Raw genomic sequence first — 25,769 nt, forward strand, 5'->3', positions numbered from 1 at the left:
GGGCCTGTAACTTTCAACTAATTGTTAATCTATATTACGGTATATGAAGTCTTTATTATCACTGTTGCTATTATCAGGTTTGGGTTTGCATGCTTCTGGCCAGATCTGCAATACTTACTATTTCATGAAGGCGAATTCAACGGTTGAACAATCGCACTTCGATGAGAAAGGTAAGCTCAGTTTGAAAACAGAATACAAGGTGGGTGAAGTAACTCCTGTTGACAACGGATCGGAGGCGGCAGTGATGCAGAAAGTTGTTGATAAAGATGGTAAGATCATTTCAGAAGGAAAAGCCAACATACATTGTGACGGTGACAATCTTTTTATAGATATGAAACTTAGTATGCCGGTAGGTCCGGTTGCTCCGGCCGGAAATGTGGAAGCAACTTCGCGAAAAGTATATATGCCATATCCAAAAAATATGAAGCCAGGTGACAAGCTTGAAAATGCCCGGTTTTCTATGTCGGTTGACCAGGGTAGCATTGTTCAGTCTATGGAAATGTTTGTGCGTAACCGGCAGGCCGAGGCTGAAGAAAGCATAACCACACCTGCAGGAACCTGGAATTGCGTGCGTATCAGCTTTGAAATGGAGATGGTCAGCCGCGCTGCCGGAATACCTATACGTGTCAGGATGAAAGGTAAAGAATGGTATGCACCTGGATTTGGTGTAGTCAAAACCGAGTCTTTGAAAAACAATGGCAAGTTGGCCGGCACCTCGGAAATCACCAGCATTAAAAATTTATAAAGATTAGATCCCTTTTCATATAATCCATCAATTAAAGGCACTCCCACATTTTGAAATTATTATAACACGGTAAAGCCTTTGCCGGTAAAAATGTTATATTATTGCTGGTAATAACCCCCTTAGCCTAATATGCGATTTTCAGAATATGTGTACAAAACGTACCACAGGATCCTGCTTGAAAAACTCATAGCGAAACATGCATATCATATCTCCGGCTCAATGTTGGATGTCGGTGCCCTTAATCCGAGGTACAATCACCTGTTCAAAGCTTCTGTAACTTCTGTTGACATCATCGTAAATGAAAAGCTGGGAGTGAAATATGGTGACATTGAAAAAGGTCTGGATTTCAACGACGGGACCTTTGACAGTGTCATTTGCATAGAGGTTTTGGAATATCTCGATAACTATCAAAATGCAATTGATGAGATCTACCGGCTACTCAAACCGGGCGGTAAAGCTTTCATAAGCGTACCTTTTGTTTATCGTGATCACACCGATAACATACGGTTCACCGAAAAAATGCTTACTTCAAAACTTAAGAAGTTTAGTTCCGTTTCAGCGATCCGTATTGGCAATGGTTATATCATTGTATGGGATATCCTAAAGAAAAAAATCTTCGGAATACGATTTAAGCTACTGCGTTATATTTTCTTCATTTTATTTCTTCCATACCTGGGACTTCTTAAATTATTAAATGTTGAAAAGATCAGGGATGATTTTTATTCCGGTTTATTTATGATGGTGGAGAAGTAAGGGCAAAGACATTTAACTTTACCCAAAACCAATTTTAATGCGGGTATTGTTATTTGTTTTAATGTTTGGCCCAATTAGTTTATCGGCCCAGGACACGTTTTATTTTAAGAAAGGGCTTGTAGTCAATGCACCTGTACGATATGGCCGGGAGGCCCTTTATACGGATGAACTTGCCTGGCAACTCTACCAGGGCAATCTTAAGTCACCGGTTGATAGCGCAACTTTTATGCAGGATGATAAAGGTGCGCCGGTAATATGGAAAGCCATTGTTGCAGATAGTCTCAACCGCCTGCGAAGCAGCGGCGGTGGCTTCGGCCCGGGTCGCAGGGGACCAACCTATCTCTACCTGAGTTATCAATCTGAAAAAGAAAAAACAGTGCTCGTAAATATGAGGGGCAACGCCGGATTTTATCTGAACGGGGTTCCCCATATGGGAGATGCTTATGGTTCCGGATGGCTTTATGTTCCTGTAAAACTTAGAAAAGGTCTTAATGAGTTTTATGTCAGGGGTACCTTTGTTACCGCATCGATGGTTCTGAATCCGAAACCTGTATTATTAAATACAGAAGATCCAACAGTTCCATCCCTGATGATCAATAACCCCGAAAAAAAGAGCCTGGCAGGGATTGTGGTTATTAATTCATCTTCTAAAGAAATAGTAAACGCAACAATCAAAAGCAGGCTTGCAGGAAAAGAAACCGAAACGAGGATCCCTGCTATACCGCCCATGACTATGCGAAAGGTGATTGTTGAGCTTGATGCTTCTGGTGTTACTACGACCGGCAAGCATCGCTGTGAACTTACGTTGTTACAGAAATCCGGCCAGATCGACACCGCGAGCCTGACTCTTGAAGCTCCGGCTGCCGGAGAGCAATACAGTTCCACTTTCATAAGCGACATCGATGGGAGCCTTCAATATTATGCCGTCACACCGCAAATAAATCCCCAACCTTCCGGTAATGCGCTTTTCCTGTCTGTGCATGGCGCAGGGGTTGAAGCAATAGGGCAGGCCAGGGCCTATAAATCAAAAGACTGGGGAACACTGGTTGCTGCTACTAACCGGCGTCCACGCGGATTCAATTGGGAGGACTGGGGCAGGATCGACGCCCTCGAAGTACTCGATATCGCCAGGAATAAATTCAAACCCGATCCCCGGCATGTATATCTTACAGGTCACTCTATGGGTGGACATGGAACCTGGTTCCTGGGCGCTACTTATCCCGACAAATGGGCGGGTATTGCACCTTGTGCAGGTTATCCAACGCTCAAAGGATATGGTTCAGCTGATGGCCTTATACCAGACAGTAGTGTGAACCCAATTGAAAAAATACTCATAAGATCCAGCAACCAGAGTGACGTGATAAAACTCGCCGGAAATTATAAAGCTTTCGGGGTATATGTATTTCATGGGGATGCTGACAGGACCGTTTCTGTAAACTATGCAAGACAGATGAAGAAAATACTGGCAGACTTTCATCCTGATCTTAGTTATTATGAGTATCCTGGTGGCGGACATTGGTTCGGTGATCAGAGTGTTGACTGGAAGCCTATATTCGATTTCTTTAAATGGCACAGTATTCCGCATGATACCACACGGAACACGATAGACTTCACAACTGCCAGTCCTGGCATTTCTTCATCGATGCACTGGGCAGCGATTATTCAACAGGTTCATCCGCTCGACTACAGCAAAGTCCGGTTAAGCCGGAACCTGGCATCGGGACAGATAACCGGTACAACAGAAAATGTACATGTAATTAAGCTTAACCTTGAACACTTCAAAACAGGTACCGAGGTTAAGATTATGTTGGATGGAGCTGTTGAAATCAGGCATACACTTTCGGCCAATGTTGATACCATTTACCTTCAGAAACAGGATAACCAATGGGTGAAGACGAACGCGCCGTCCGCCGAAGCAAAGGGACCTCATCGTTATGGTACTTTCAAGGACGCGTTCAATCACCGGATGATCTTTGTTTATGGAACTACCGGCAATGCTGTAGAAAACGAATGGGCATTGAATAAGGCGAGGTTTGATGCGGAGACCTGGTACTATCGTGGTAACGGGGCGGTGGACATCATCAGCGACAAGACATTTGATGTGTCAAAATATGCCGGTCGGGGAGTGATACTTTTTGGAAACGCCAACACAAACAGCGCATATAATAAGCTGCTCGATGGTTGTCCCATCAGGGTGGAACGTGGCAAAATAACTGCCGGTGATAAGTCATGGACGGGCGACGATCTGGCTACTTATTTTGTATGGCCGATCAGGGGTTCTGCTAATGCGTCTGTGGGAGTCATTTCCGGCACGGGACTTAAGGGAATGCGTGCAGCGAATGCAAATCAGTATTTTGCCGGTGCAAGTGGTTTCCCTGATTTTATGATCTACTCGATCGATATGCTTCACGAAGGAACAAAACATCTCAAATCAGCCGGTTTTTTTGATAACAACTGGAAACTTACAGATGCCGGTCAGCAATCCGTGGAATAGAAGCTGGTCCGTCACTACCTGTATAAACCTCATCAACACTCAGATCAAATCACAAGTATGAGAATAATTTCCTTGTTAGGATTTGTGCTTTTCATGGCTTTACTTTCTTTTACTGTAAAGCCTTTCAAAACATATGCACCAGCGGTTCAACCGCCGCCACCGGTTTTACCGGTGCCAACAGAAAAGCAACTGTTATACCATGAGATGGAAATGAATGCATTCATTCATTTTACCACCAACACCTTTACGGATCTTGAATGGGGCATGGGCGATGAAAGTCCGGCCATCTTCAATCCCACATCCCTTGACGCAGGGCAATGGGCAAGGATCGTAAAAGAGACAGGATTTAAAGGCCTCATTTTAACAACAAAACACCATGATGGATTTTGTTTGTGGCCTTCAAAATATACTGACCATTCCGTAGAGAAGAGCCCTTATAAAAACGGCAAGGGTGATATCGTTAAAGAAGTATCGGAAGCCACCAGGAAGGCGGGTCTCCGGTTCGGTGTTTATTTGTCACCATGGGATCGTAACCGCGCTGATTACGGTACCCCGTCATATGTGGAATATTATCGTAACCAATTGAAGGAACTGTTTACCCAATACGGGCCGGTTTTCGAGATGTGGTTCGATGGGGCAAATGGCGGAAAGGGCTACTATGGAGGAGCCAATGAAACCCGGAAAATTAATAGTGCGACTTATTATGACTGGCCGAAAACCCTGCAGATAATCAGGTCTATTCAACCCGGGGTTTTGTTCTTCAGTGATGCGGGGCCAGATATCCGTTGGGTAGGAAACGAAAGGGGAACAGCAGGTACCACAAACTGGAATACGATAACGAATGATACTTTATATGCCGGCAAGCCAGGTATTGAAAAGTTATTGAACACCGGGAGTGAGGATGGTAAGAGCTGGGTCCCTGCCGAAGTAGACGTTTCGATAAGACCAGGTTGGTTCTATCATGCCAAAGAAGATTCGCTGGTAAAATCGCCAGAAAAATTATTCGAGATTTATCTCACATCGGTGGGCAGGGGATCAAATCTGCTGTTGAATATTCCGCCTGACAGAAGAGGCCTAATACACGAAAATGATATCCGTGCATTAAACGGCTTCAAGGCAATCAAGGATGCAGCATTTAAAACCAACCTCGCAACCCGTGCACGATTTTCTGCCAGTAATATAAGGGGAAAGGATAAACGATTTGATGCCGGGAATGTTAATGATCAAAGCAAGGATAATTACTGGGCAACGGATGACGAAGTCCGCCAGGCGCAGCTCGAATTAAACTTCGAACAACCTCAAACTGTAAGCTACATTGTATTGCAGGAATATATTAAACTGGGTCAACGTATAAAATCATTCACCGTTGAAGCAATGGTTGACGGGTCATGGACAGAAATTGCCACCGGTACTACTATAGGTTATAAGGTAATCAAAGCAGTGAAACCGGTATTAACAAAAAGGATAAAAATCAACTTTAATGACTCCAAAGCCTGCCCCGTTATTTCAGGGGTTGCTGTTTATTGATTGCTTCTTTCTATGTCTTATGCTTTCATGTCTTATGATCTATGTGTCCATTAATACTTCTTTCTGCGTCGTCAGTGTTGTATGATGTGATCGCCCGTACGTTGAGAAACGTCATCATTTGTATATTGATAATAGCTGAGTAATGCTGGTGTATGTAGACCATAAGTGATTAATGCCGGGCTATAAAAAATGGGTGGCAGTGAAACCCACAGCCACCCATTTTTTAAAACTCATTGCCCCAACGAGTTGTTGTGACAATGTGCTACTAATGCTTAGTTATCCTAAGCCTTTTAGCCAGGTAACGAGTTCATCTTTGCTTTTTCCGAGTTTGGTCTGAAGACGACCTAATAATTCGTCATCTTTCCCATCCTCATATTTCAAATCGTCATCAGTTAAATTACCATGTGCCTGTTTGATCTTTCCTTTGATCTCGTTCCATCTGCCTTTTATTTCAAGTTTATCCATAACTTATGTTTAGATATGGATATAAAGAATTGTGCCAGCGGGGGCTCTGTCCTACATCGCATATTTTCATAGACTTATGGATGATCAGCTGAAGCCCCGGGCGGCCACTGAGCAATGATTTCAACAAACCGGGCCAAAAAAAAGCATACATTTCTGTACGCTTTTTTTAAATTTTTGTCGACACTATTAAGCAGTGACTGCATCCAGGTGCTTAACAGGCATAGCTTTCAGACGTCAGGCAGTAAGTGCGTTCAGGTGCTTAGCAGGAACTGCTTCCGGCGGTAAACAGGAATTGCTTCCAGTTGTTATGCAGGAACTGCTTCCAGTTGAGCAACCTGGACGTTTGCAATAAGCTTGATATCTTCTCCAAGTGCAAGTCCACCTGCTTCCGTAACAGAGTTGTAGGTAAGACCGAATTCCTTCCTGTTTATTTTTCCTGAAACTTCAAAGCCATGTTTAACGTTGCCATAGCCATCTTTTTCACTTCCGCCATATTCCACGTCGAGTGCCACCGGGTTTGTGACACCGTGCATGGTCAGGTTACCTTCCAATTTATAATCATCACCTTTCACCTTTGTAAATGATGTTGATTCAAAATCGATAGTCGGATATTTTTCGGTATCAAAAAAGTCAGCTGATTTCAGGTGTGCATCCCGCTGCGACTGATTGGTGTCAATACTGTCAACATCTATTGAAAATGTCACCTTCGCATTTTCAAATTCACCTGATGTTGAAACTGCTTTACCGCTAAAAGATTTAAATGCACCGGTAACAGTTGATATTACCAGGTGTTTCACTTTGAAATGTACTTCAGAATGTGTAGGGTCTATAGCCCAGATTGTTTTTGCCATGATTGTTCTTTTGATAAATGTTTATATAATAATTGAAACTGTTTAATGCTTATGGAAACTGCTTAGTGCTTAATCCCTGAGAGGAAATTGTTGACCGATTCGTTAAGTACCGGGTCGTTCAAGTCAGGCATTTCTTTATCCTGTGCCAACATCTTAATGGAAACAAGTCCATGTAGCATAGACCAGAAACTTTTCATCTTTACAAAACTTTCTGCCTCGCTGATCGTTCTGCCCTCATTCACAATCAGCATTGAGTTCCGCAATGTCTCAGTAAATGCTTTCACTTCTCCCATCTGGTTTACTGTTTCGCAACCAGGCATTCCCATGCCGTACATCAGCTGGTAGTATTCCTGGTTTTCAAAAGCAAACGTCCAGTAAGCTAAAGTCACTGCCTTCAGGTGTTCAAGCGGTTGGGTTTCCCTCCTGCCGGCGTCCTCCAGGTTTGTATTGAGGATCCTGAAACCTTGCCTCGTAAATTCATTTAGAATTGCTTCCTTGTTTTCGAAATGGTCATATACTACCGGGATGCTGTATTCTATCGCGTCGGCGATTTTCCGGATGGATAAACCCTGCCAGCCTGATTCCAGCACCAGTTTCCACGCTGCCTTGAGTATTGAATCGTACACTTCCTCTTTCTGCCGCTGCCTTCTTTCTATTGTTCCCATTTTATTAATCGTGTTAGACTTCCTAACTGCGTTAGCAAAACTAATACTGTATTCAACAATTTCCAAATTAATGTTCAAACTTTGAACCTAATCAAACTCAATAGGGACAAGTGATTCGCAATATTCAATGTGTAAACATCAAATTGTCAGTCGTTTACGGGGTTTCAGCAAAACCAAAATATAAAATGTTAAGATTCCGGCTGCCCGGCACAAAATCAGTTGCATAGCACATCGCTGACTGGCTATTTTCTTAAAAACATCTCGGCAGTAATAAATAAATTGCTGGTTCTTTATGAAAGTCGGTCTCTTCATTCCCTGTTATATTGATCAATTTTATCCAAAAGTGGCTATTGCCACTATGCAACTACTTGAAAAGCTGGGTTGTGAAGTAGTCTTCCCCCTGAACCAAACCTGTTGTGGCCAGCCAATGGCTAACAGCGGTTATGAAAAACTTGCGAAAGGTTGCGAACAGAATTTCCTTGAAAACTTCCGGGGGCTGGGATATATCGTTTCACCGTCAGGGAGTTGTGTGCTTCATATCAAGGAGCACCTGCATGATAGCCGGAACCCGGATGAAGCAGCGGCCATCAGGCAAAACATTTACGAGCTGACAGAGTTTATCACTGATATTCTGAAAGTGGATAACCTGCCCGCGAGGTTTCCTCACAAGGTTGGCCTTCATGTTAGCTGTCATGGACAAAGGGGGCTTTTCCTTTCGTCTATGTCCGAATTAGTGAGTCCGGCATTTTCAAAACCCGAACAACTTCTACGGATGGTTGAGGGATTGTCTTTGTCGAAGCCGGAAAGGGTTGATGAATGCTGCGGTTTTGGCGGATCATTCTGTGTATTTGAGGAAGCTGTCTCTGTTAAGATGGGTAAGGATAGATTAACGGAACATGCAGCCAACGATGTTGAAATTATTACCGGTACCGATGTAAGTTGTCTTATGCACCTGGAGGGTATATTGCGCAGGCATGGCAGCCCGGTTAAGGTGATGCATATTGCTGAAATTTTAAACCATGGAACCAATGGCGGCACTTAGTCATTCAAAAGCGGCCGCAGCATTTATTGCTGACGAGAAACGAACCGACTGGCACGATGAAACGCTGTGGTTCGTTCGTGAAAAACGTGACAGGGCCGCACATACTGTTACTGAATGGGAGAACTTGCGTCAGCTTGCTTCAGATATTAAAGATCATACCTTGTCTGATCTTGACCACTATCTCTCCGTATTTGAGCAGAGGGCCATACAAAACGGCATCAGGGTCCACTGGGCAGCCGACGCTTTGGAGCACAACGCCATTATTCACGGGATCATCAGGGATCATAAAGTGAAGAGGATAGTCAAGAGTAAGTCCATGCTTACCGAAGAGTGCCACCTCAACGACTACCTGATCAGCCAGGGGATCGAGGTCGTCGACACTGATCTTGGTGAAAGGATCGTGCAATTCAGGAATGAAGCTCCGAGTCATATTGTGCTCCCTGCCATCCACCTCAAAAAGGAGGATGTAAGTGCCACTTTTCACGAACACCTGCAAACTGAAAAAGGCAACAACGATCCGCAATATCTTACTGAAGCGGCAAGGCAGCATCTTCGCGACAAGTTCATCCAATCAGAACTAGCTATAACCGGTGTAAATTTTGCCATCGCAGAAACCGGTGGTTTTGTGGTTTGTACAAATGAAGGAAATGCGGACATGGGCGCCCATGCGGCCGCCATCCATATAGCCTGTATGGGCATTGAGAAAATTATTCCCAGGTCGGCTGATCTCGGGGTTTTTCTCAGGTTACTCGCCCGGAGTGCGACCGGGCAGCCGATCACAACTTATTCAAGCCATTTCCATCGGCCAAGGGAAGGGCAGGAAATGCATATCGTTATTGTTGATAATGGGAGAACACGTCAGCTGGGAAGGCCGGATTTCAGGAATTCACTGAAGTGTATCCGTTGTGCCGCGTGTTTCAACACTTGTCCGGTTTACCGGAAAAGCGGTGGACACAGCTATCATAATGCAGTAGCGGGTCCGATCGGAGCGATACTTTCGCCGAATATAGACATGAAGAAAAACGCTGATCTTCCTTTTGCCTCTACTTTATGTGGTTCCTGCAGCAATGTGTGCCCGGTTAAAATTGATATCCACAACCAGCTCTGGAAATGGCGGCAGGTACTGGCCGAAGCCGGTCACACTGGAAAATCCAAAACGATTGCCATGAAGATCATGGATATAGTGTTGAGTAATCCGGCGGTTTACAGGGTATCAGGTAAAGCTGGGAGATGGTTCATGCGCATTTTTCCGGCACTTTTTAAATCGAAGCGTTTTAATCCCTGGTATAAACAAAGGGAGATGCCCGATCCGCCACGGGACAGTTTCCGGGACTGGTATCTGAAAAACAAGAAATGAGTGGTGAAATGAACTCAAGAGAAAAGATATTAAGAGAAATAGCGGCAAACAAACCCATGAAACTGCAGATACCATCACTTCCTGTGTCACCTATCGACGTGGAACGATTTGTAAAAGTTCAGAAGTTCAGAACCATACTTGAAGGCATAGGCGGAAAGGTAGTGGAGGTGAAGGATACCGGCGAAATTGAATCGGCTTTGATGGCTCTGAAGGGGGAGGGGTCCAAAGTCGCCTGTCTGTGCCCCGTGGTAGGCGAGGGTAACGTAGTTGTAACGCCAAAACAATCTGCAGCTGAGCTTGAGGCTATCGATACGGCGTTTATCACCGCTTCATTTGGTGTTGCAGAAAATGGTGCAGTGTGGCTTTATGAGTCACAGTTCGTAAATCGCCTGCTCCCGTTTATATGCCAGCACCTGGTTATACTGCTTGATGCCGATGCTGTATTATCAGATATGCATGAAGCGTATCGTTGCATTGAAGTAAACAAAGAGGGATATGGTCTCTTTCTTGCGGGCCCGTCCAAGACGGCAGACATTGAGCAGTCACTGGTAATCGGTGCTCATGGAGCAAGAAGCACAACCGTCTATCTGCTCGATCCAAATAAACAATGAAAAATCAGAGATAAGATCCATGGATGCTAAAAAAATTGCTGCTGAAAAAGCTGCCACTTATGTGGAGAATGAGATGATCGTTGGACTGGGCACCGGATCCACCGTTTTTCATGCGATACACAAGCTCGGTGAAATGGTAAAACAGGGCCTGGCTATAAAAACCGTATCCAGCTCCCTTCAGTCCGAGCAGATCGCGAAAGAGCTTAACATACCTTCCGTTGATTTCGCAGAGATTGATCATATTGACATTTATATCGACGGTGCCGACGAAGTGGATAAAGATCACAATCTTATCAAAGGCGGAGGTGGCGCCCTGCTGCGGGAAAAAATCCTGGCATTTAACAGCCTGCGTTACATAGTAGTGGTGGACGAGTCTAAACTGGTAGATAGCCTGGGCAATTTTCCACTTCCGGTTGAAGTCATTTCCTTCGCCATGCCGCTCACTTTATCGCATATCCGTTTATTGGGTGCTGAGGTAACTATTCGCCAAAAAGATGGCAAAGATTTTATAACAGACAATGGAAACCTGATTGCCGACTGCAAGTTTGGTTCTATCACAGAGCCGGTTTTGCTGAACCAGAAACTTCATGAGATTCCGGGTGTCGTGGAAACAGGATTGTTTTTAAAGAGCGTTGTCTCTGAGGTGATTGCGGGCTACCCGGACGGAACTGTCCGTGTTATTGCTTAAATTACCCAATAACCATGTCGGGAGACGGATGATTTGCCGGGAAAGAATTTTATCTTTGTGATCCGTAAGGATTGCTGCCATAGTACATCAAATACAGCGATCATGAGTCTTTCACTATCTTTTCCTACACAACGTTATTACCGGGTTGGAGTCAGCGTTTTCTTTTTTCTGCAGGGACTTACCTTCAGCACCTGGGCGAGCCGGATACCGGACATAAAAAACTTACTGAATCTTACCGATGCGGGGCTTGGCGCCGTGTTGTTTGCATTACCTGTGGGCCAGTTGGCCGCCATGGGTTTATCGGGTTACCTGGTGAGCCGCTTTGGCAGTAAAAGAACACTTACCATCGCGGCCCTGATGTATCCTGCGGGACTGGTACTCCTTGGCACGGTTACCACAGTGTGGCAACTTGCAATGGGGCTGTTCTTCTTCGGGATCTGCGGTAACCTGAGCAACATCTCAGTGAATACCCAGGGTGTTGGAGTCGAAAGACTTTACCGGCGCAGCATCATGGCTTCTTTTCATGGTCTCTGGAGTCTTGCCGGTTTCCTCGGCGGGCTGATCAGTTCGTTCATGGTTGCGGATCATATACCACCGTTCACGCATTTTTGTATCATTTATGTAGTTGCTTTTATACTGATGATCCTGGCAAGACCCTATGTACTGCCAAGGGATCCGAATCATGGCCAGGCGACTAAGGGAAAGTTTTTTGTGAAGCCTGACAATTATATTATCAAACTGGGGCTGATCGCATTTGCATCCATGATCTGTGAAGGCACCATGTTTGACTGGAGCTCTATCTATTTCGAAAAAGTAGTAAAGGCGCCGGTAGAACTTAGCCGGGTCGGGTACGTTGCTTTTATGAGCACCATGGCCGGAGGGCGTTTTGCCGCAGACTGGCTGGTTACCCGCTTTGGCATTAAGCGGATCCTGCAGATAAGCGGAATTACTATTGTAAGCGGGATGTCACTTGCAGTGGCATTACCCACATTAATTCCTGCAACTATAGGCTTCCTGATGATCGGGATAGGCGTTTCTTCTGTCGTGCCGTTGGCATATAGCCTGGCGGGAAAATCGAAAACAATGTTACCGGGCCTGGCATTAGCAGCAGTATCGTCCATTGGGTTCCTCGGCTTCCTGATCGGTCCCCCGATCATTGGTTTTATCGCCGAACTGCTTAGCCTTCGCTGGTCCCTTATCCTGGTTGCTCTGCTTGGACTTGGAACAACAATTCTGGCCGGCAAGATCCGGACTCAATAAGTCCGTGCGAACAAGACAGAGTGATAAGGCAGAGTGCACTATTAGTTTTCATATCATTATCACAATCCTTCAGGCTTCTCAACAAAGAGCTAGAAAATTAAAAAGCCGGACTTCCCATGGAAGCCCGGCTTTTCCAATTGAAAAGAAAACTATTTATTGAAGATCTTACTGAAAAAGGACTTCATGTCATTAAAAGAAGAACTGTCCGCAGCAGCATTATACGCGATGGGCATCTTAAATTTCTTCGCGTTTTCATCGGCTTCAGGATTGGTAAACGCGTGGGTAGCGTTGGGATAAGATTTAAAGGTGAGATCAGCACCGACTGAATCCATTGATTTTTTAAACTGGTCAACCTCTGCTTTTGGTACAAAGGAATCAGCCTCGCCATGACAGACCAGGACGCTTGCTTTCAAAAGATCTTTTTTGGCGGGCACGCCGGCAAGACCACCATGAAAGCTTACCACGCCTTTAAAGTTTTCTCCAAGTTTAGCCGCATTCAAAACCATCGAGCCACCAAAACAGTAACCTATTGCCGCGATATTGTTTGTATCAACCTGGCTATAACTTTTTAATTTCAAGAGGGCAGCATCAATCCTCGATTTGCCAAGCGCAGGGTTAGTATAAAAAGGTGTTACTAATTTCTGGGCCTCACCCGGATCTCCAGCCAGGATGCCATTACCATAGAAATCAACAGCCATCGCTACATAACCCAGTTCCGCCAGCTGTCTCGCACGCATCTTTGGATATTCATTCAATCCCCACCATTCGGGAACAATAATTACAGCAGGCCGTTTTTCCGTAGAATTTTCATTGAATGCTACAAAACCGTTCAGCGTTGTGGTGTCGTCTTTATAGGTAATATTTTCCTCTTTGATACTGGCCGGAGCAGCGGCCGTAGTAGCCGAGTCAGCTGTCGATACAGGGTTATCGGACTTTTCTGAATCATCTCCGCAAGCGGTCATGGCAAAGACAGGCATCAAAAGGCAAAACAGGATTTTTTTCATGTGTTTTTTTTTTGGATGAACAGCTGGGTCATGATATTGTTCATTAATGCGGGATTGTCCATTAACGAGATCTTGTCGATCAACGACGACGGGTGGCCCTGACAATGTCCATATTACGGCGGAGCTCCGCAAATCTGTTTTCAAAAGTATTCAGGCAATCATACTGCGCGTTACCGTAAGATTGTGATGCCGGTTTTTTTCCATAAGAAACATACTGCCGGAGGGCACGGTTTTCCAGGAAATATAACTCACCCCGCCTTATCTCATCCATATAGGTGGCAGCATTAGGAGCTTCGATTCTTTCCATGCAGATCAGTTCGTTTCTGTCGACATAATAAACTTCTGTGATCTCGGATCCCTGCAACAGGTACCTTACCTGGAAAATGATCACGCGGTCATTATCCAGCGTATAGTGCCAGGTTTCTTTAATAATCTCCTTGTTCTTCAGAATTCTTTCTGCATAAAACATTATCTGGGATTGCATCGAAAGACTATCGGCTTTCTCAACAATCTCATCAATACGTGTTTTCCAGTCCCGCCGTTGTTGTGCAGGGAGCACCAGAGTAATGGTCAACAGCACCGCCAGGATAGCAATTTTTTTGGGGAGATCCCGTCGCACAGCCCGGCTCTTCAATTCCCGATTTTCCATATTACTAATATAAGATTATTCCCAAAAAAAAACCGGGGCACTGCCCCGGTTCGATATAATTTATTTCAGTTTCCTGAATGCATCATGACTTTGGCATCTCAAAAATCTTAGGATCAATCTCCTTATTTATCTCGATCTTTTTTACAACTGATGACATGGTGAATCCACCAAAGTCAACTTCCATGGCATAAGGCATTACAAAACCAAAATCGGTCTTTTTATAGTCCGAAAAATTAGTGGTAACCTCCACATCCTGTCCCTGCATATTTCCTTTTGCAACGGCTTTGATGATGTAGTAAGTAGTGCCGTCCAGGAAATAGGTTGATTCTGTGCCATTGCTGGTTACTTTCAACTTGTGGTTGTTGCCGTCTTTGCCGGCATACTCTACTTTACTGCCTTTTTCTGCATAATTATAAAGTGGTCCACCCGTAAAGATCTGGCCCCTGGCTGCCTTGTATTGTTCTTCGGGGACAGGTTGTGCTTCAGAGGCACCCGTCATCGGGTTGATGCTCCATCCACCCTTATCCGTAAATACCTGTACAATCTTTTGACCGCCCATATCGATTTCAGCTTTGAAACCCACACCGTTCAGGATATAGGTTGTGTTTGGCGCTTCATTGCCCATCACGTTCATAGTGCTTTCCTGGACAATGGATTTTATCTGGCTGATTTTCTCTTTTCCACCCAGGGCCTCAATATGTTTTGCGACTATTTCATCTGCTGTCTGAGCCATTACTGCCACGGAACTAAATAGTGCTGTTAATCCGGCGAGGCAAAGCTTTACTTGTTTCATTCTTGATTGTTTTTTATGAATTTATTTAAAATTAACCGTCAAATATCAATTGTCTGAAAATATATGCTGATTGGTAAAAATGGTGGAGCGGCAGGCATCACAGAGATCAAATCCTGTTCCGCTTTCTACGCCTCCCGCCCCTTTTTTCCATCTCCCGGACCGGCATTCCGGAATTGGGAATGATGACCAAAACCGGACAACTTCAAAACATTGATTTACAGTAAGTTACAAAGTGGCACCGGCCTTGTAATTATGGGTACATCTGTAATCACAACAAAACATTATGAAAACTATTTTTACCTTCTTTTTCTCTCTTCTTCTCCTGGTTGCCGGAGTTCAGGGCCAGAAAACATATACCATCGCGGCAAGTGAATCCTGGGACAACAAAAGCACTTATCCTAACCCTTGTTTCAACTGTACGTTTAACCTTGGGTCGGATGTGATCCTCACACTTGAAAGAGATGTTACTCTTTCTGATGTCGTTTTCAACGGTGGTACAGTAGTAGTAGACAAAAAGAACCTGACCTTCTGGACCAACGGTGGTAAAAATTACTTCAACTCAACAAACCTTATCTTTAACGGAAACGGAGACTTAACAGGAAACGGACCAATCGTTGTTAATAATTCCAAATTCAGCTTCAACAACAAATCAAAGTTTACTTCAAATCATAGTCTTGAAATGGTTTCCAGCCTGGTCAGTTTCAATGACAATTCATCTTTTCTTGGACAGGGTACAAAAGTTTCTCTTACCGACAGCCGCATGGTAGCAGGAAACGGTCTTTTGAGCAGCAACGCTTTTATCAAGATGAATGGAGCGAAACTCATCCTGGAAGATAAAACTTCAGGTGTTGAAGCCCTTAATTCAAACAACTACTACTTCAACTGGTCAGACTACACATCCACAGTACTTAACCAGACTATCAGGACCACCAATAACACAACCAATTGTGGTGGCTCCGCATTAAACAGTTGTTCAGCGCCGATTGTTTACGGACCGATAGCTTTAACTTATTCAGGTCTTGGATCTGCCATTATTCTGCCGGTAATAATCGCCGATTTTACAGTAACCAATAATACAAATTCGATAAACCTTAGCTGGTCAACAAAACAGGAGTCAAACAGCGCTTACTTCCTGGTAGAGCGTAGCAATGACGGTACCAGCTGGTACCAGGTTGGAAAGGTAAAGGCAAGTGGTAACAGTTCAGTTTCTGTCAGGTATAACTTCAGTGATCTGACAAAAGTAAGCGGTGCCGCACATTATCGTCTGAAGATGATTGACCTTGATAACAAATATGTTTACTCTGATGTAAAGTCGATACGTAATGCAACAGCTGCAGTGGTAAAAGTATTTCCAAACCCGGCTTCGGATTATGCTACTATTACCCTGGATGCGAAGGCAGGTAGCTCGAAGATCCGGTTGATCAACCAGAACGGGCAGGTTGTTGCTGAGAAGATGGTGACAGCGGGAAACAGTGTCGTTAATTTATCACTGAAACAATACCAGGCAGGAGCCTATGCTATCAATATTGCCGATGAGAATGGTGGAAGCCAAACAATCAAATTAGTGGTTCAGCATAACAAATAAAAAATTAGCAGTTTAGAATAATAAATATAAAACCGCTTTTTGTTTAGTTCATAATTACAGTTTACAGATTTACAGATCAAGGGCACGGATTAACACAGATAAAAATGTGCTAATCCGTGTCTTTGTTTAATTATATTCTCAGGTAGCTTTATCTTCATGGCGATGACATCACCAGCTAACGGTAAAATCTTCAGTTGCGATTGGGGGACCAGTAATTTCAGGCTGCGCCTCATTGACATAGAATCTGCAAATATCATAGACGAAATAGCCACGGGCGAGGGAATATCCACCGTGTTTAATTCCTGGTCCGGTTCGGGAACTCACAGGCATCAGTTCTATGCGGCAGTACTACAAAAAAACATATCCATAATTTCCGGGAGGTCCAATTCAAAGATCGGGAACATACCTGTTCTAATTTCAGGGATGGCGTCTTCAACCCTCGGCATTACCGAACTTCCTTATGCCGCCCTGCCTCTTCATGCAGATGGATCCGCGCTTGTTTATAACAAGATCAGCGTTGATGGATTTCCCCATGATATATTTTTGATTTCGGGTGTATCATCTGAAAATGATGTCATGCGCGGCGAAGAGACCCAATGGATAGGGTTGATGCAGCATCCCCTTTTCCGAAATGTCCCGGAGCAGTTGTTTATCCTTCCAGGCACCCATTCGAAACATATCCTGGTTAAAGAAAAATCGATAGTGAGCTTCAAAACATATATGACCGGGGAATTTTTTAATTTATTATCTACCATGTCGGTTTTGAAAAACAGCGTGTCCGTTAACCCGGCCGCACTTGAGGCGGACAGTGAACGGGACGCTTTTATTAAAGGCGTCCGGGCAGCCGCGGGCAGGAATCTGTTGCATGAAAGTTTTATGGTGAGGACCAATGAACTGTTTGGCCATTTCAATAAAAAAGAGAATGCATCCTATTTAAGCGGGCTGCTGATCGGCAGCGAATTGCTGCACCGTGGAGAAGTAAAGGTTGTGCTGGCGGCAGGAGATGCGCTCGCCAGGCCATACCAGCTGGCCCTTGAGCATTCCGGGATACCTGTCGACTTAACAATATGCTCACCCGCAATACTTGACAAATCGGTTATAATGGGCCAATTGACTATTTTTAAAAAAATTACGGGAGTCAAATGAAAAAGTTTTCATGGGATGCTTTCAATGCAGTCCCTGTTGTTGGCATTATCCGGAATCTGCCAGCCGGCGATATTTTACGGATAGCCACAAGTTATGCGGATGCCGGCATGACGACCATCGAAATCACACTTAATACGCCGGGTGCATTACAATCTATTACTGATTTAAATGCTGCTTTGGGTGACCGGCTGAACATAGGTGCGGGTACGGTTTGTTCAATGGAAGAGTTAGACCTGGCCATTAGTGCCGGTGCGGGGTTTATAGTAACCCCGGTAATTAATGAAGCAGTGATAAAAAAATGCGTGGAGAACAGGATCACTATTTTTCCAGGCGCATACACCCCTTCCGAAATCTATCACGCCTGGGCGCTTGGCGCTGAGATGATCAAGGTTTTTCCGGCAACAAGACTTGGCGTAGAATATATAAAAGATGTGCTTGCACCTTTAAATAAGATAAAACTGATGCCGACCGGGGGTGTGTCACTCGATAACTGTGAAGCATACTTCAGGGCCGGCGCGAGCGGGGTAGGGATGGGAAGTAATCTTTTTCCGGGCGAAATGATTGCCTCGAAAGATTGGGTAAGGCTTGAAGCACATTTCAGGGATTATGTGAATATTATTAAAGCGATGAAACGTTGACGTTGATTTCCCGGAATCCATTACCTTGATATCTTATCAGGGATGAAACTGTCTTCATAGTGTGATTGACCGGAGGAAAGTATGAGCCAACATTCAAATCAGGATCGAAAACGACTTCAGGGTCTTAACGACCAGATAAAAGCATAAAGCACAATTAAACAATTTATATCTCCAATACATATTATTTCAATTAAACCATATGAAATACAGAAGCAGCGAATGGTTCGGTAAAAAAGATAAAATGGGTTTCATTTACCGGAGCTGGATGAAAAACCAGGGTTTCCCGGAAGATCTTTTTGACGGAAGACCGGTAATCGGCATCTGCAATACCTGGTCGGAGCTGACCCCCTGTAATGCCCATCTCCGCGATATAGCAGAACATGTAAAACGTGGGGTTTACGAGGCAGGCGGATTTCCACTGGAGTTTCCGATCATGTCGTTGGGAGAAACATTGCTGAAGCCTACGGCAATGCTGTTCAGGAATCTTGCGAGCATGGATGCAGAAGAATCCATACGCGGGAATCCTCTTGATGGTGTTGTGTTGCTTACGGGCTGTGATAAAACTACTCCTTCCACGCTGATGGGCGCCGCCAGTGTTAACATTCCAACTATTGTTGTTCCCGGCGGGCCGATGCTTAACGGTAAATACCAGGGGAAAGATATTGGCAGCGGGACCCATGTCTGGAAATTTGACGAAGATGTGAAGACCGGGAAGATGACCGCAGACGAGCACCTCTTTGCCGAAAGTTGTATGTCGCGGAGTGCGGGGCACTGCATGACTATGGGCACCGCAAGTACCATGGCCTGCATGGTGGAATCACTGGGGATGACTTTATCAGGTGCGGCTGCTATTCCTGCAGTTGATTCCCGGAAGAAAGTCCTTGCGCAGCTGTCCGGTCGCAGAATTGTGCAGATGGTTAAAGAAGATCTCAAAATTTCGGATATACTTACCCGTGAGGCTTTTGAAAATGCGATAAGAGTGAACGCGGCGGTAGGAGGATCTACAAATTTTATCATACATCTGACGGCAATAGCGGGTCGGGTAGGAGTGCCGCTTAACCTTGAAGATTTCGATGATCTCGGTTCAAAAATACCCTTATTGCTCAACCTGATGCCTTCCGGTAAATTCCTGATGGAAGACTTCTATTACGCCGGTGGTCTGCCTGTGATCCTCAGTGAACTGAAGGAGCATCTCCATATGAATGCGATGACTGTGAGTGGTAAGTCTCATGCCGAGAATATCAAAAACAATTATTCCTGTTATAATTCCGATGTGATTTATAGTTACAACGAACCATTGATCAAGGAGGCGGGTATAGCGGTACTGAAAGGAAACCTTGCCGAGAATGGTGCTGTTATTAAACCTTCAGCTGCCACACCCGCGCTGATGCAACACCGCGGCAGGGCGGTTGTGTTTGAAAACATTGAAGATTACCATGCAAGGATCGATACACCCGGGCTGGATATTGATGAAACCTGTGTAATGGTCCTGAAAAACGTTGGTCCGGCCGGTTATCCCGGTATGCCGGAAGTGGGCAATATGGCGCTTCCAAAAAAATTGCTTGATAAGGGAATAACAGATATGGTTCGCATATCTGACGGGCGAATGAGCGGAACTGCATATGGAACCGTTGTCCTCCATGTTTCACCGGAAGCAGCGATAGGGGGAAATCTTGCTTTAGTCCAAAATGGTGACATGATTGAACTGGATGTGCAAAACCGTCGTCTCAACCTTGAAGTCAGTGAAGAAGAGTTGGTGAAGCGGAGGTTAAACTGGGAGGTGCCATCACCTGTGGCAGACAGGGGTTACGTGGGTTTGTATGTGAAACATGTGCAACAGGCGCATCTGGGGGCAGATCTCGATTTCCTTGTAGGAGGTTCCGGGTCAAAAGTTACACGTGACTCCCATTGATATAGATGATTCGATGTTTTTTTAAGGAAGAACCACGGACATTTAAAACGGTTTCGAGGCGAAGTGTCTCGTATTTCGACGGCGGTGATTTTGACTCAATAAGGTCGATCAGCAGTTCAGCCGATCTTTTGCCAATTTCGAATGTTGGTTGACTGATAGAGCTAAGCGAAGGATCAAGATAATCGTTCAAAGGATTATCTGAAAAACCAATTAGTGCACAATCCTGTGGTATGCGGAGGTTCAGTTCTTTCAGGACCACCACGCAACGCATTACCACCCGCTCCACTGAAGCCATGATGGCATCAGGCTTCTCGTCACCTGAGAACAGGCTGCGGATTGCTTCGTCAATGGCCGTGGGGTTGAAATTGCAGTGTTTGACCCAATCATTGTTGATCGGCACCTTATATTTGGTCAATGCGTCCCGGAAACCTTTCAACCTGTTTTTTGTGATGGATAGATTTTTGGAAATGGTCACATGTGCAATTTTCCGATATCCCTCTTTCACCAGGTGCTCTGTTGCCAGGAAGGCGCCCCTGGTGTCATCGACCACTACCTTATGTGTATTGATCTTCTCATGCACCCGGTCAAACATTACTACGGGAACACCTCTTTCTATCAGCTCCGTGATATGATTGTAATTATTTGTTTCATTTGAAACTGCGATGATAAGACCATCCATTCTCCTGGTGTTCACCAGCTGGGTATTTATGACTTCCCTGTCGTAAGTTTCATGCGTTTGGAAAATGGTGACATGGTACCCACTTTTGTATGCAACTTCTTCAATGCCCGCGATACTCGAAGAACAAAATGTGTTGGCAATTTCAGGCACGATCACCCCAATTACTTTGCTGCGCTTTTCTTTTAAAGATAGCGCAATAGGGTTAGGGCTATACTTCAGTTTAGCAGCCAGTTCCTGGACGATCTCCCGTGTTTCTTTTTTTATTTCGGATCCACCCCGCAGCGCACGTGATACTGTGGAGACCGACAGTTTCAATGATTTGGCAATATCCTTGATCGTAACGTTGTGCTGTGCACTCATGCCATAAAGATTAGAAATATTTCACAACAATTGCCGATAGGATAAAGATTCTTTAATTTTTGCGCACAATCCGCGAATTAGCTTTTATGCAAACGTTACCGGTAACGGTTGAGTTTATTTTTCCGCCAGAACCTCAATTTATAATATCTTCCGACTAGAATATTGTATGTATTTTTAAACGGCAGGATAACGATTGCCACTTGCATGCTGATGAAAATATGACCCAAACTGCTGTATCAGCTGTATTCCCAATACACTGATCATCCTGGTTGCCATTATTTCGTTTTCGTGTCTCGTTGCATGCTTACCTGGAATGCAAAACAAAATAACTGTAAATGATACGTTTCGAATCGCCCCGGATTTTTTCAATTTCCTGCAGATGGTGTTTGCCCGTTGTGTTAATATTAGTATTGCAGGCAGCTGTTTTGATCCTCGTGCCTGTCGGCACTTCCGCCCAGAAAACAAAAAGCAATGTAAAATGGAAGCAGGTCTCCGTGCTGGTATATACAAAAAATGGTAAAGGTTATGTGCATACGAACATTCCATTCGCGGTTGCAGCTATAAAAGAGATGGGAACACAAAACGGATTTTCTGTTGACGTTTCTGATGATCCGTCTGTTTTTACTGATGAAAATTTAAAAAAATACAGTGCCCTGGTATTCACCAGTACGAACAATGATGTGTTTGACACAGATGCACAAAAGGTAGCCCTCATGCGCTATGTGCAGGCCGGTGGCGGCTTTGTGGGCATACATGCGGTTACAGGTACAGAAAGAAAATGGGAATGGTTTAAAAGACTGGTCGGTGGAACTTTTGTCCGCCATGCCAAACACCAGAAGTTTAAACAGGTGGTGATCGATAAAAACCACCCATCTACTGCTGCAATTCCTGCCAACTGGGAAAATGCTGATGAATGTTATTATGTCACAACGATGAACCCTGATATTCATGTGGTACTCGCACATGATCTGACTACAGTTGAGGATAAGGACAAACCACTCTGGTTTGGTAATTCTTATCCTTCTGCCTGGTATCATGAGTGGGATGGCGGCCGCCAGTTTTATACTGCTCTTGGACACGATGATATTATGTACAATGATCCGATCTTCAGAAAGCATATCTTGGGGGGCCTGGAATGGGTGGTGGCTGGTAACCGTAAGCCGGATTATTCCAAAGCCCGGGCAAAAAGCCCGGACGATCCTTTGCCTTATTAAAGCTCCTGATGAGTGCTGCTGATCATTTCAGTGTAATCTTGTAAACACAGATCTTTATTGAATTACAATTAACTTGAGCTATATGAAAAATACAACTGCTTCCAATTCCCGCAGGAACTTTCTTAAGAACACCGTGAAAGGGGCCGCAGGCACGTTAGCGATCTCAGCTTTTCCTGCTTCAGCATTTCCTACCATAGTTCCAGCCAGCGTAATTGGAAAGAACGCACCAAGCAACAGGATCAACATAGGCGCAATAGGTATTGGCCGCATATCAACAACCCATGATCTGCCCGGAGTACTGCGATATAATAAGGCAACAGTAATGGCAGTCTGTGACCTGGATTCAAGAAGATTGAAACAGGGGATGGACCTTGTAGATGGTTACTATGCAAAAAAATCCGGTAAATCATATACAGGTACAAAAACCTATGAAAACTATGAGGACCTGGTTGCCAATAAAGATATCGATGCGGTCGTGATCAGTACGCCCGATCACTGGCATGTGATCCCAGCGATGGCCGCTATCCGTGCAGGCAAGGATGTTTACATGCAAAAGCCGGCTTCGCTCACCATTTCAGAAGGAAGAATGCTCAGCAATGAGGTCCATAAAACGGGCAGAATATTTCAGATCGGAAGCCAGCAACGCTCTATGCCTCAATTCAAACGAGCCTGCGAGCTTGTCCGCAATGGCCGTATCGGGAAGGTTCATACTGTTTATGTCGGGCTTCCTATTGATAACCCGGCCGAATGTACGGTTGAAAAGGAAATGCCGGTACCATCAAATCTGAATTACGATAAGTGGCTGGGTTCAACTCCGAAAATCTGGTATACAGAAAAACGGGTGCATCCACAGGACGGTGGCTATGGCCGCCCGGGATGGTTACGTTGTGAGCAGTTTGGTGCTGGCATGATAACCGGTTGGGGTGTGCACCATTTCGATATTGTAAACTGGGGACTTGGCTATGAATATACAGGACCAGTAGAAATTATGGCTAAAGCCGAGTATCCTGCAAAGCAGTTTCTCTGGGATGTGCATGGCCCTTATAAAAATGAATTCACCTATGCTGATGGAGTGAAGGTTCATGCGAGCAATGAATATCCCAATGGAGTGAAGTTTGTGGGATCGGAAGGATGGATATTCGTTACGCGTGGTAATTATTCAGTGACTGCAAGTGATCCGGTTTCAAACACTAAATCAAAAGCGCTTGAAGCGAGCGATCCGAAGATCCTCACATCGGAAATTGGACCGGATGAAATTCATTTGTATGAGAGCAAAGATCATCATGCCAACTGGCTTGACTGTGTTATCAGCCGCCAGCAGCCTATTACACCAATCGAGGTTGGTCACCGGGCATGTTCCGTTTGCCTCGTCAATCATACAGCAATGAAACTCGGAAGAAAACTGCAATGGGATCCTATGGCGGAAAGATTTATTAAAGACGATGAAGCTAACAAATCGTTGTCCAGGAAACAACGGGCTCCATACCTGGTTTCATAATGCTTTTGTACTTTTATCTTTCTCAAATAGTCGAATAATGAAGTTGATAACATATCTGGGCGCAATGGTAGTCTTAGCGGGTCTGGCAGGTTGTGGCGGTGAAGGCGAAAAGGAAAAGCCGCTTGCAAGCCAACAAAAGACAGATGCCGCTGCAGTAAAGCTGATAACATTGGACCCCGGGCACTTTCACGCTGCCCTCGTTCAAAAAACAATGTATCCCGGGATAGACCCGGTGGTTCATGTTTATGCACCTGAAGGTCCGGAGGTAGCCGCCCATCTTGCCCTGATAGATCAGTATAACACCCGTCCTGAAAACCCTTCAACATGGAAGCAGGTAGTATATAAGGGTACCGACTACCGGAATAAGATGTTAAGTGAAAAAAAGGGAAATCTTGTTGTATTATCCGGCAACAACCGTCATAAAACCGAATTCATCCAGGAGTCCGTCAGCGCCGGCCTTAATGTTCTGGCTGATAAGCCAATGGCGATTAATAACGGTGATTTTCTTTTGCTTACAAGATCTTTCCAGGAGGCTGAGGCAAAGAAAGTATTGTTGTATGATATCATGACTGAGCGTTCAGAGATCACCAACATACTTCAAAAAGAATTTGCGGCTGTTCCCGAATTGTTTGGAGAACTTACAAAGGGCACACCTGAAAATCCGGCGATCACACTTGAAAGCGTTCACTACTATTATAAATTTGTTTCGGGCAAGGCGCTTACCCGTCCTGTCTGGTTTTTTGATCCCATGCAACAGGGAGAAGCAGTAGCCGATGTTGGTACGCACCTTGTTGACCTGGTACATTGGGAATTTTTTCCAGAACAGGCACTGAATTATAATTCAGATATCGTTATGGGGAAATCAAAGATTTGGTTTACCCCGATGACTTTATCGCAGTTCTCAGCAGTAACGAAGAAAGATAGCTTTCCCGAGTTCCTGAAAAAGTATGTAGTGAAAGATACCGTCTTACAAACGCATTCAAACGGGGAAGTGAATTATAGTGTTAAAGGGACACATGTCAGGGTAATAGCGAGGTGGGATTACCAGGCCAAAGAAGGCGGTGATACTCATTATGCCATTGCAAAAGGTTCAAAGGCGCACCTGATCATCAGGCAGGGTAAGGATGAAAAATATATGCCCACATTATATATTATGCCTGTCAAAGGCGAGAAGGCGTTTGATAGTGCAGTATCAGCTGCGGTTAATAAGATCGCTGCCACCTATCCGGGTATCTCGGCAGTTAAATACAAAGATGGGTACGAAATAAAAATCCCCGGGTCATACAAGGTAGGTCACGAGGCTCATTTCGGCCAGGTAATGGAGAGATACCTTTCTTATCTCAAAGAAGGCAAGCTGCCAGCCTGGGAAGTGCCCAACATGCTTACGAAGTATTATATAACAACTAAAAGCGCAGAAACAGCAGAAGTTGGTAAATAAATAGCTTCATGGATATAATGAATGAGCACGTACAGTGAACCCTGTTGATAAGCTGGTTCAGTGAAATTAGTTACTGAGGATGTTCAGTGAATTCAGTTAATAAGGACGTTCAGTGAACTTAGATTAATAAGGACGTTCAGTCAGATTAGATAATAAGCAGCTCAAGTGATCAGGAGATAAGCAGCACCAATTTTCATTGGTCAAACATTTCGATAACGTTGTCGTGATTTTATAAAGAAATGTTAAATAAGTGTAGGTTTTCATTTCAAGTAAGCTTATTTTTAATACCATTTTTATAATCCTCAACCCACGAACGAACTTGCCAAATACTGAAGTGAGAAAGGCAAATCATACCAGCTATGATTGCGCTTAATAGTTTCTGCAACTTGACTCCA

At 44.5% G+C, this 25,769-nt stretch carries 23 protein-coding genes; 16 read left to right on the top strand and 7 right to left on the bottom strand.

The features are described from left to right. The first annotated feature begins 43 nt into the window (after positions 1–43). The 4 genes from ACX0G7_RS17185 to ACX0G7_RS17200 all read left to right on the top strand — a co-directional run bounded on the left by ACX0G7_RS17185 (position 44) and on the right by ACX0G7_RS17200 (position 5,519). Positions 44–745, top strand: a complete 702-nt coding sequence (locus tag ACX0G7_RS17185; protein ID WP_458924744.1) for a TapB family protein — start codon at positions 44–46, stop codon at positions 743–745. A 129-nt stretch (positions 746–874) separates the two neighbouring features. After that, positions 875–1,498, top strand: coding sequence for a class I SAM-dependent methyltransferase (locus tag ACX0G7_RS17190; protein ID WP_458924745.1), 624 nt, complete (start codon positions 875–877; stop codon positions 1,496–1,498). Positions 1,499–1,535: 37 nt separating this feature from the next. Further along, positions 1,536–3,992, top strand: a complete 2,457-nt coding sequence (locus ACX0G7_RS17195; RefSeq protein WP_458924746.1) for a carboxylesterase family protein — start codon at positions 1,536–1,538, stop codon at positions 3,990–3,992. Positions 3,993–4,049: 57 nt separating this feature from the next. Then, entirely contained in the window at positions 4,050–5,519 is a 1,470-nt protein-coding gene (locus ACX0G7_RS17200) for an alpha-L-fucosidase (protein WP_458924747.1), read from the top strand. 276 nt (positions 5,520–5,795) lie between these two features. Here ACX0G7_RS17200 and ACX0G7_RS17205 read toward each other — a convergent pair whose 3' ends face one another. The 3 genes from ACX0G7_RS17205 to ACX0G7_RS17215 all read right to left on the bottom strand — a co-directional run bounded on the left by ACX0G7_RS17205 (position 5,796) and on the right by ACX0G7_RS17215 (position 7,500). Continuing rightward, positions 5,796–5,984 carry a CsbD family protein gene (locus ACX0G7_RS17205; RefSeq protein WP_458924748.1) on the bottom strand — a complete coding sequence of 63 codons (189 nt, stop codon included), beginning with the start codon at positions 5,982–5,984 and terminating at the stop codon, positions 5,796–5,798. Positions 5,985–6,289: 305 nt separating this feature from the next. Further along, positions 6,290–6,835 (bottom strand): YceI family protein, encoded by a 546-nt coding sequence (locus tag ACX0G7_RS17210; RefSeq protein WP_458924749.1) that lies wholly within the window; start codon positions 6,833–6,835, stop codon positions 6,290–6,292. Between the two features lie 62 nt (positions 6,836–6,897). Then, the gene (locus ACX0G7_RS17215) at positions 6,898–7,500 is read right to left on the bottom strand and encodes a TetR/AcrR family transcriptional regulator (RefSeq protein ID WP_458924750.1); all 603 of its coding nucleotides are present in this window, start codon (positions 7,498–7,500) and stop codon (positions 6,898–6,900) included. 292 nt (positions 7,501–7,792) lie between these two features. Between ACX0G7_RS17215 and ACX0G7_RS17220 the strand changes: the two genes are divergently transcribed. The 5 genes from ACX0G7_RS17220 to ACX0G7_RS17240 all read left to right on the top strand — a co-directional run bounded on the left by ACX0G7_RS17220 (position 7,793) and on the right by ACX0G7_RS17240 (position 12,458). Next, positions 7,793–8,542 (top strand): (Fe-S)-binding protein, encoded by a 750-nt coding sequence (locus ACX0G7_RS17220; RefSeq protein WP_458924751.1) that lies wholly within the window; start codon positions 7,793–7,795, stop codon positions 8,540–8,542. Further along, entirely contained in the window at positions 8,520–9,899 is a 1,380-nt protein-coding gene (locus ACX0G7_RS17225; protein WP_458924752.1) for a lactate utilization protein B, read from the top strand. The genes ACX0G7_RS17220 and ACX0G7_RS17225 overlap by 23 nt, the downstream gene beginning before the upstream one ends. A gap of 8 nt (positions 9,900–9,907) precedes the next feature. After that, positions 9,908–10,510, top strand: coding sequence for a LutC/YkgG family protein (locus ACX0G7_RS17230; RefSeq protein ID WP_458924753.1), 603 nt, complete (start codon positions 9,908–9,910; stop codon positions 10,508–10,510). A 19-nt stretch (positions 10,511–10,529) separates the two neighbouring features. After that, positions 10,530–11,198: a ribose-5-phosphate isomerase RpiA gene (gene rpiA, locus ACX0G7_RS17235; RefSeq protein WP_458924754.1), complete on the top strand. Its 669-nt coding sequence runs from the start codon at positions 10,530–10,532 to the stop codon at positions 11,196–11,198. Between the two features lie 102 nt (positions 11,199–11,300). Continuing rightward, on the top strand, positions 11,301–12,458 hold the full coding sequence (locus ACX0G7_RS17240) for an MFS transporter (protein ID WP_458924755.1): 1,158 nt from the start codon (positions 11,301–11,303) through the stop codon (positions 12,456–12,458). Between the two features lie 149 nt (positions 12,459–12,607). Here the strand turns inward: ACX0G7_RS17240 and ACX0G7_RS17245 are convergent, their stop codons facing one another. From ACX0G7_RS17245 to ACX0G7_RS17255, 3 genes are all read right to left on the bottom strand, one after another. Continuing rightward, entirely contained in the window at positions 12,608–13,462 is an 855-nt protein-coding gene (locus ACX0G7_RS17245; RefSeq protein WP_458924756.1) for a dienelactone hydrolase family protein, read from the bottom strand. A 79-nt stretch (positions 13,463–13,541) separates the two neighbouring features. Further along, positions 13,542–14,111: a hypothetical protein gene (locus ACX0G7_RS17250; RefSeq protein WP_458924757.1), complete on the bottom strand. Its 570-nt coding sequence runs from the start codon at positions 14,109–14,111 to the stop codon at positions 13,542–13,544. An 82-nt stretch (positions 14,112–14,193) separates the two neighbouring features. Further along, positions 14,194–14,904 carry a hypothetical protein gene (locus ACX0G7_RS17255; protein WP_458924758.1) on the bottom strand — a complete coding sequence of 237 codons (711 nt, stop codon included), beginning with the start codon at positions 14,902–14,904 and terminating at the stop codon, positions 14,194–14,196. Between the two features lie 283 nt (positions 14,905–15,187). Between ACX0G7_RS17255 and ACX0G7_RS17260 the strand changes: the two genes are divergently transcribed. The 4 genes from ACX0G7_RS17260 (at position 15,188) to ACX0G7_RS17275 (ending at position 20,185) form a co-directional block, all read left to right on the top strand. Then, positions 15,188–16,489, top strand: coding sequence for a T9SS type A sorting domain-containing protein (locus tag ACX0G7_RS17260; protein WP_458924759.1), 1,302 nt, complete (start codon positions 15,188–15,190; stop codon positions 16,487–16,489). Positions 16,490–16,651: 162 nt separating this feature from the next. Further along, positions 16,652–17,635 (top strand): 2-dehydro-3-deoxygalactonokinase, encoded by a 984-nt coding sequence (locus ACX0G7_RS17265; protein WP_458924760.1) that lies wholly within the window; start codon positions 16,652–16,654, stop codon positions 17,633–17,635. Beyond that, positions 17,632–18,273: a bifunctional 4-hydroxy-2-oxoglutarate aldolase/2-dehydro-3-deoxy-phosphogluconate aldolase gene (locus ACX0G7_RS17270; protein ID WP_458924761.1), complete on the top strand. Its 642-nt coding sequence runs from the start codon at positions 17,632–17,634 to the stop codon at positions 18,271–18,273. Before ACX0G7_RS17265 ends, ACX0G7_RS17270 begins: the two co-directional genes overlap by 4 nt. Positions 18,274–18,472: 199 nt before the next feature. After that, positions 18,473–20,185 carry an IlvD/Edd family dehydratase gene (locus tag ACX0G7_RS17275; protein WP_458924762.1) on the top strand — a complete coding sequence of 571 codons (1,713 nt, stop codon included), beginning with the start codon at positions 18,473–18,475 and terminating at the stop codon, positions 20,183–20,185. On the opposite strand, the gene ACX0G7_RS17280 is transcribed toward ACX0G7_RS17275, so the two are convergent. Then, positions 20,166–21,224: a LacI family DNA-binding transcriptional regulator gene (locus tag ACX0G7_RS17280; protein WP_458924763.1), complete on the bottom strand. Its 1,059-nt coding sequence runs from the start codon at positions 21,222–21,224 to the stop codon at positions 20,166–20,168. The two genes, ACX0G7_RS17275 and ACX0G7_RS17280, sit on opposite strands and share 20 nt — an antisense overlap. 335 nt (positions 21,225–21,559) lie before the next feature. Here ACX0G7_RS17280 and ACX0G7_RS17285 point away from each other — a divergent pair, with 335 nt between their 5' ends. From ACX0G7_RS17285 to ACX0G7_RS17295, 3 genes are all read left to right on the top strand, one after another. Beyond that, positions 21,560–22,438 (top strand): ThuA domain-containing protein, encoded by an 879-nt coding sequence (locus ACX0G7_RS17285; RefSeq protein WP_458924764.1) that lies wholly within the window; start codon positions 21,560–21,562, stop codon positions 22,436–22,438. A gap of 82 nt (positions 22,439–22,520) precedes the next feature. Next, positions 22,521–23,936, top strand: coding sequence for a Gfo/Idh/MocA family protein (locus ACX0G7_RS17290; protein WP_458924765.1), 1,416 nt, complete (start codon positions 22,521–22,523; stop codon positions 23,934–23,936). Between the two features lie 37 nt (positions 23,937–23,973). Then, the gene (locus tag ACX0G7_RS17295) at positions 23,974–25,374 is read left to right on the top strand and encodes a putative oxidoreductase C-terminal domain-containing protein (protein ID WP_458924766.1); all 1,401 of its coding nucleotides are present in this window, start codon (positions 23,974–23,976) and stop codon (positions 25,372–25,374) included. Positions 25,375–25,769: the final 395 nt, after the last annotated feature.

This window comes from Flavitalea antarctica (assembly GCF_054461535.1).